Genomic DNA, 5,871 nt, shown 5'->3' with positions numbered 1-5,871 from the left:
CGCATCCTGGTCAAATTTTCTTGGCATATTCCAGATTTTCCCATCTACTCAAACGGAACAAAACCTGGGACACTTCACCCTCTAGCACGGCACGTCCACCGCAGCGATGCGGTGGGGTTGGATCGTGAGGCTCTCCCCGGTGGATTCGAGCACCGCGGAGATGGTGGAGGGGGTCATCATCACGATGGAGATCCAGTCATGGCTGGTGGCACCCGCATAGTCCACGTAGTGCAGGCGCACCTGTGTGCCCGCGGTATAGGCGCGGCGCAGCTCGGACATGATCTCCCGCGGCGAGCGGAAGGTCCGGGTGTCCGAGGCCTTCGTGCCGTCCGCCGGGTCCACGGCGATGGCCTGGTCGTGGGCGCGGCGAAAACCCTCCACGGCGCCGTCGATCTCCGAGGCGATCTCGGTGGAGTCCCCAGTGATGTCCATGATGTTGCGCTGGGGAGTATCCACGCGAGACGGGACACGAGCCGAGTGGGGTTCGGTGGCGGAGCCCTGCTGGAATGCCCTGGTGGCGTCGTCAATCAAATACCGCAGGGACTGGGGAACGGACGAGAGACCGCCGGGGGACATGCGATCCAGGAAGGCCTCGATGTCCTTCCATGGGGCGTCATAGCGCTTCGGCCCGATCAGGCTGAATACGTCGCCTTCGCGGCCGTCCTCGCGCACCAGGGTGGCGGTGAGCCCCAGACGGCGGCGAGACTGCAGGTCGGAGGTCATGCGGAACACCGGGGCAGGCAGCAGGTGAACCTCGTCGTAAATGATTAAGCCCCAGTCGCGGGAGTCGAACAGCTCCAGCGCCCGGTATTCGCCCTTCGACTTGCGCGTGACCACTTGGTAGGTGGCGATGGTCACGGGGCGGATCTCCTTCTTCTCTCCGGAGTATTCGCCGATTTCATCCTCCGTCAGGGAGGTGCGGCGCACTAGCTCGTCCTTCCACTGCCTGCCCGCGACGGTGTTCGTCACCAGGATCAGGGTGGTGGCCTTTGCCTTGGCCATCGAGGCCGCGCCGACCATCGTCTTGCCCGCACCACATGGCAGCACTACCACGCCCGAGCCGCCTTCCCAGAAGCTATCGGCCGCCATCTCCTGGTAGTCGCGCAGCTGCCATTCTTCGTGTTCCTGCGACAGCTCGATGGGGTGTGCCTCGCCGTCGACGTATCCCGCCAGGTCCTCTGCGGGCCAGCCGACCTTCAGCAGTTCCTGCTTGAGCCTGCCGCGCTCGGAAGGGTGCACAACGATCGAGTCCTCGTCGATCTCTGCGCCCAACATGGGCTTGATCTTTTTGTGACGCCGGATCTCCGTCAGCACAGCCCTGTCCGTCGTCTCTAGCACGAGCCCGTGCGCTGGGTGCTTGATGAGCTTCAGCCGCCCGTAGCGATCCATCGTGTCGGCAATGTCGATGAGCAGCGGCTGCGGGGCGGGGAACCGCGAGTAGGTTTCCAGCACGTCCATGATCTGCTCCGCGTCGTGCCCTGCCGCGCGGGCGTTCCACAGCGCCAGCGGGGTGATGCGGTAGGTGTGCACGTGCTCCGGCGCGCGCTCCAGCTCCGCGAACGGTGCCAGCGCGGTGCGCGCCTCCTGCGCCTGTTCGTGGTCGATTTCCAGCAGCACGGTCTTATCCGACTGCACAATGAGCGGTCCGTTTCCAATGCCCACGCTGTGTGTCACTTCCTTTTTGTTTATCGACGCCACCGCGACGGTGTTGCTCAAGCCAAAGACATCATTTTACGCTGCAGTGGTGCGAACTCGTGCTCCACTATGCTGAGACCCATGATTGCTCAGACGGGAAATCTGCGCCAATGGCAGTATTTCGTGGCTTTAGCGGAGACCGGTAGTTTTACAGCGGCGGCAGCGCGACTGGGAGTGAGTCAGCCGCCTGTCTCCAATGCCATTAAGCGCTTAGAAGCTGGTGTAGGTACACCGCTATTTATCCGAGGGGCGGGGGAAGTGAAACTAACCGAGGCAGGGTTGACCTTGCTTCCATATGCCCGGGTGATTAATCGCGATCTTCAGACTATGCATTCGATGATTGACGGTATCCGAAGTGGTGCGCAAAGCGGGTTTCGTTTGGCCATCAGTAGTGCGCTTCCAAGCGAGATAGGATCGCGTATTGCAGCAAAGGCACAGCAGCATGATGGAGTAGTTTTGTCGTCACTGCCTTCTGTTGAGATTCTTGCCCGTGTTGAAGAAGGCGCTATTCATGCGGGGCTTGTTCAAGCTCCGGTTCCCTTGGGTACTCACCGCAGTGCGAGGCAGTTTTCTCTGTCACGTGATCTAGTGGTGCCGCCGGGGTATTCAAGGTTGGATAAGACCTTGTCTCAATTGAATCTGCTGGTGGAGAACCTGAATGACAATTCAAGTGCAGCCAGTGGTTTGGCGAGAGAGCTATTTCGGTCGGGTGTGTCTTGCGAAATTAATGATTCAGAGGATGCTCTAGGTAGGGGCTTATTGATTGGAAGAGGGGAGGGGATGTCTTTGGTATTTCGCGGTTTTCACCAGTTTGACAATGCTATTGAGCTTCCTTCCCGTTTCGATTTTTCCGTGGATGTAGTGGTTCGCCGAGGTGGGATGGACAATGGCGCCGAGGCCATGGCGGTCGCCGAAAGAATTTGTCGAAGGATTAACCAATGACTGCACGGATGGAGATGGCCCTGGAAAACGTGTTGACGCGGTCGGGGTGTGAGGGATGGTGGTGTGCATCGCGACTGCACGATGGGGTGACTATCGGACGCAAACAAGACGAGAAAATTCCGGTGGCATCCTTATATAAAATCCGGCTCCTCCACCTCACTTTGGAAGCGATTCAACGAGGTGATCTGGATCCTCGTCTTCGTGTTGACGTTGCACCGTCCAAAGGAACTTACGAAGGGTATGGGTTCGCTGCCTTTGATGACGCAGTGAACGTGAGTCTCCGAGACTTAATGAAACAAGTCGCATCGGTGTCAGATAACGTGGCCGCCCACGAGATTTTGCGTCTACTGCCTGCGTGGGCTCGAGAAGCATTTCTTAAACGGTTTCCACCTCATTATGACTTGCAAGATCGGAATAGCTTAGTGACGGCGGAGAAACAATTGCGTCAATATGTTCAATCCCAAGGGGGGAGTAGTACAGATATAGCGTTTTCTGCAGTCTCTTCGTTGGCGGAAATAACTAATGACTTGGAACAGGTTTGGAAAGACGATAGTGCAGCGGTACGTCGATCTATGTGTGAACTCTTGGGGTTGCAGGTGTGGCGTCACCGTGTTCCTTCAGGCTTTCCTCCAAGCGGCGTTGATATCTATGGAAAAACGGGCACTGTAGGACTTCTCCATGGTGAAGCTTCGATTATCCAGGTTGAGGGCGAGGAGCCCATTGTGGTGTCCATCATGCTGAAACAGGTGGTGCCAGAACAAGCAATGAGTACTCACGATGGTGCTATTGGCGAAGTGGCTAGACTGCTCGTGGACGCTCTTCGTTAGAATTTCTGCCACTTGAATACACACTTCTACCATCGCCTATATGTGAATGAAATGAGACAATTGCACTATGTGATATTGGTGGCATCCAATGCGTCTCACTTAACGTCACTCCCATGATGACTAAGCACAATCGTTTCCGTCAGTCGGTGATTGCACTCTGTTCGCTCTCCGCAGTGATGTTGAGCAGCTGTTCAGCTCTACCGTGGGAATCAGACTCAGACGTATTTCTCAAAGCTTTCAACGCGGGAGATGACAGCAAGGCTGCACGGTATCTGGATCATCCAGACCCGGAGCGCGCCCTTCATGAATTTCGGCAGTCACTTCATGGTGTGAAGGTCAACATCGAAACATCTGATATTTCCAATGGAAAGCAGAATACTCATGTGACTTGGTCCAAAGATGGTGTGGAGTTGGAGAGCAATGGTCGGCTCGTCCTTAGTGGACAGGATGGTAAGCCTCAATGGTTGCCTTCGATCTTCGAAGCTCAGTTGAGCGATGATTCCGCACTCTTTTTTGCTGAAGATAAACAGTACGATCTTCCAATTAAAGATCGCTTGGGCAATGAATATATGACCTGGACGAAAGTTATTCAGGTACGAGGTCGCAAAGATATAGCCTCTAGAGCGCAGGAATTGGCCCAGATTTTTGCACCAGTGTCTCCCACAACGACTAAGGAGTGGATCGAGCAGACCTTGGGAGAGTCTCAGGATGAAGACACCGTGCTCCTCACTTTGAGGCAGGAAGAATTCCGGAAGATACAAGAGCAACTTAGGACCTTTGAGGGAATTTCCACTGTGGAGCAGGGGCGTCTCTTAAGCGTGTCCAAAACTCTTAACTCTCCGCTGGATGCTGAATTGAACAAATATTGGGAGTCAGTGCTCGATGCTAATTCAGGATGGTCGATACGCGCTGAGAGTTCACAAGGTATGACGACGGTAGCCTCTGAGCCGCCTCGCCGAGTTCAGCCAATCGCAACCACTCTGGATATCACACTGCAAAGCGCAGCAAAACAAGCAGTGGACAGTGAGCAACGTGCCGCAGTTCTAGTCGTGCTCAATCCTAGAACAGGAGGTGTCCTTGCCGTTGCACAAAATGACAAGGCAAATAACCAAGGGCCAATCGCACTCACCGGGCTATTCCCACCGGGATCGACGTTCAAAACTGTGACCACAGCGGCGGCACTAGAGGCAGGGGCAGTCAGCATGGATGAGGAACTACCTTGTCCTAGCAATATCACCGTCGCTGGACGCAAGATTCCCAACGATCATGACTTCGATCTAGGTAGCGTTCGACTGGAAGAAGCTTTCGCCCAATCATGTAACACAACCCAAGCGGTCATTTCGGATCGTTTGGGAGAAGATGATCTGCAACGGACTGCTTTAGAACTCGGAATTGGCTCCGACTTCGACGTACCAGGGATGACCACACTTACTGGTTCGGTGCCGCGGACACCGGCTGGACCTCCTCGTGTGGAGGCTTCTATTGGACAGGGCGAGGTTCTAGCTAGTCCATTTGGGATTGCGCTCATGCAATCGACTGTCGCTAACGGCGGCTTGCTTGTTCCTCCACAGCTCATTCAAGGCGAACAGACAGTAGTGAATAAACAGGCAGACCAGCATGTCAGCGATACAACTATTCAAAGCCTCCGGACGATGATGAAATCAACAATTGACCACGGTTCAGCTAGGTCGTTGAGTGATCTTAGTGCACTTGGCGGAAAGACTGGTACAGCAGAAATTGATGGCAAGCTTTCCAATGGCTGGTTCGCTGGAACGACAGGGGAATTGGCGATTGCGTCCCTTGTAATCGAAGGAGATTCTTCTCAGCCAGCTGTGGAAATGGCCGGGCGTTTCCTTCGCTCGCCGGATGTTCAGAAATTCTCTGGAATTCAATAAACTTGCGTCATAACCTCTAGCACGGGTTAAGTAAAGAAAAGTGTGTCTTTTCCGGGCGTGTTGCGGTTATTTGATCCAGCCTTTTTGGATGCCGAGGTTGTGTTGGTAGCTGGTGTCGATGGCGGTGTCGTATTCTGCTGGTGCACCGATGTCATTGGTAGTGGCTGTGGTGTTGTGGGTGATCAGGTCTGTTGCTGTGGAAAGTGCGTCTTGACCCCATCGTTGGTCCCTGGCGATCTTGACCGGATCGCCAGGGACTTCTGTATGTAGATACAGCCACCAATCCATCACTGTGCGTTGATGCGGTAGTGATAGTCCGCGGTGTCTGCGGGCTAGTTCTTTTATGGGGGCGTTGATGCCACCTTCGAGGCTGTTTGTTGTTGCTGCAAGGTTGTCGGGGTCGATGGTTGTTGGTGGGGGTTGCAGGTAGGTAAACTGAAGTGCCCCGGGTTTTGTTCCTAGGCATTTGCCTTGATTTCTATTATTGCTTGCGGCGGGTGCTGGTCCCAAAA

General features: G+C 54.9%; 4 protein-coding genes and 1 pseudogene. 3 read left to right on the top strand and 2 right to left on the bottom strand.

Annotated elements, in window-relative coordinates:
- Window positions 1-81: 81 nt before the first annotated feature.
- Window positions 82-1,662 carry a helicase-associated domain-containing protein gene (locus tag QP971_RS11095; protein ID WP_016421371.1) on the bottom strand — a complete coding sequence of 527 codons (1,581 nt, stop codon included), beginning with the start codon at window positions 1,660-1,662 and terminating at the stop codon, window positions 82-84.
- A 114-nt stretch (window positions 1,663-1,776) separates the two neighbouring features.
- Between QP971_RS11095 and QP971_RS11090 the strand changes: the two genes are divergently transcribed.
- The 3 genes from QP971_RS11090 to pbp2m all read left to right on the top strand — a co-directional run bounded on the left by QP971_RS11090 (window position 1,777) and on the right by pbp2m (window position 5,359).
- Complete coding sequence (locus tag QP971_RS11090; protein ID WP_012360809.1) at window positions 1,777-2,637, top strand: LysR family transcriptional regulator; 861 nt, start codon at window positions 1,777-1,779, stop codon at window positions 2,635-2,637.
- Window positions 2,634-3,464, top strand: coding sequence for a serine hydrolase (locus tag QP971_RS11085; RefSeq protein WP_070604856.1), 831 nt, complete (start codon window positions 2,634-2,636; stop codon window positions 3,462-3,464). Before QP971_RS11090 ends, QP971_RS11085 begins: the two co-directional genes overlap by 4 nt.
- 113 nt (window positions 3,465-3,577) lie before the next feature.
- Entirely contained in the window at window positions 3,578-5,359 is a 1,782-nt protein-coding gene (gene pbp2m / locus QP971_RS11080) for a penicillin-binding protein PBP2M (protein ID WP_204083762.1), read from the top strand.
- Between the two features lie 66 nt (window positions 5,360-5,425).
- Here the strand turns inward: pbp2m and QP971_RS11075 are convergent.
- Window positions 5,426-5,871, bottom strand: a pseudogene (locus QP971_RS11075) (hypothetical protein); the annotation flags it as partial.

It is taken from the genome of Corynebacterium marquesiae (assembly GCF_030229635.1).
GTDB classification, from domain to species: domain Bacteria; phylum Actinomycetota; class Actinomycetes; order Mycobacteriales; family Mycobacteriaceae; genus Corynebacterium; species Corynebacterium marquesiae.
Note: the sequence above shows the minus strand (reverse complement) of the source record. Positions and strands in the feature narration are given on the sequence as shown.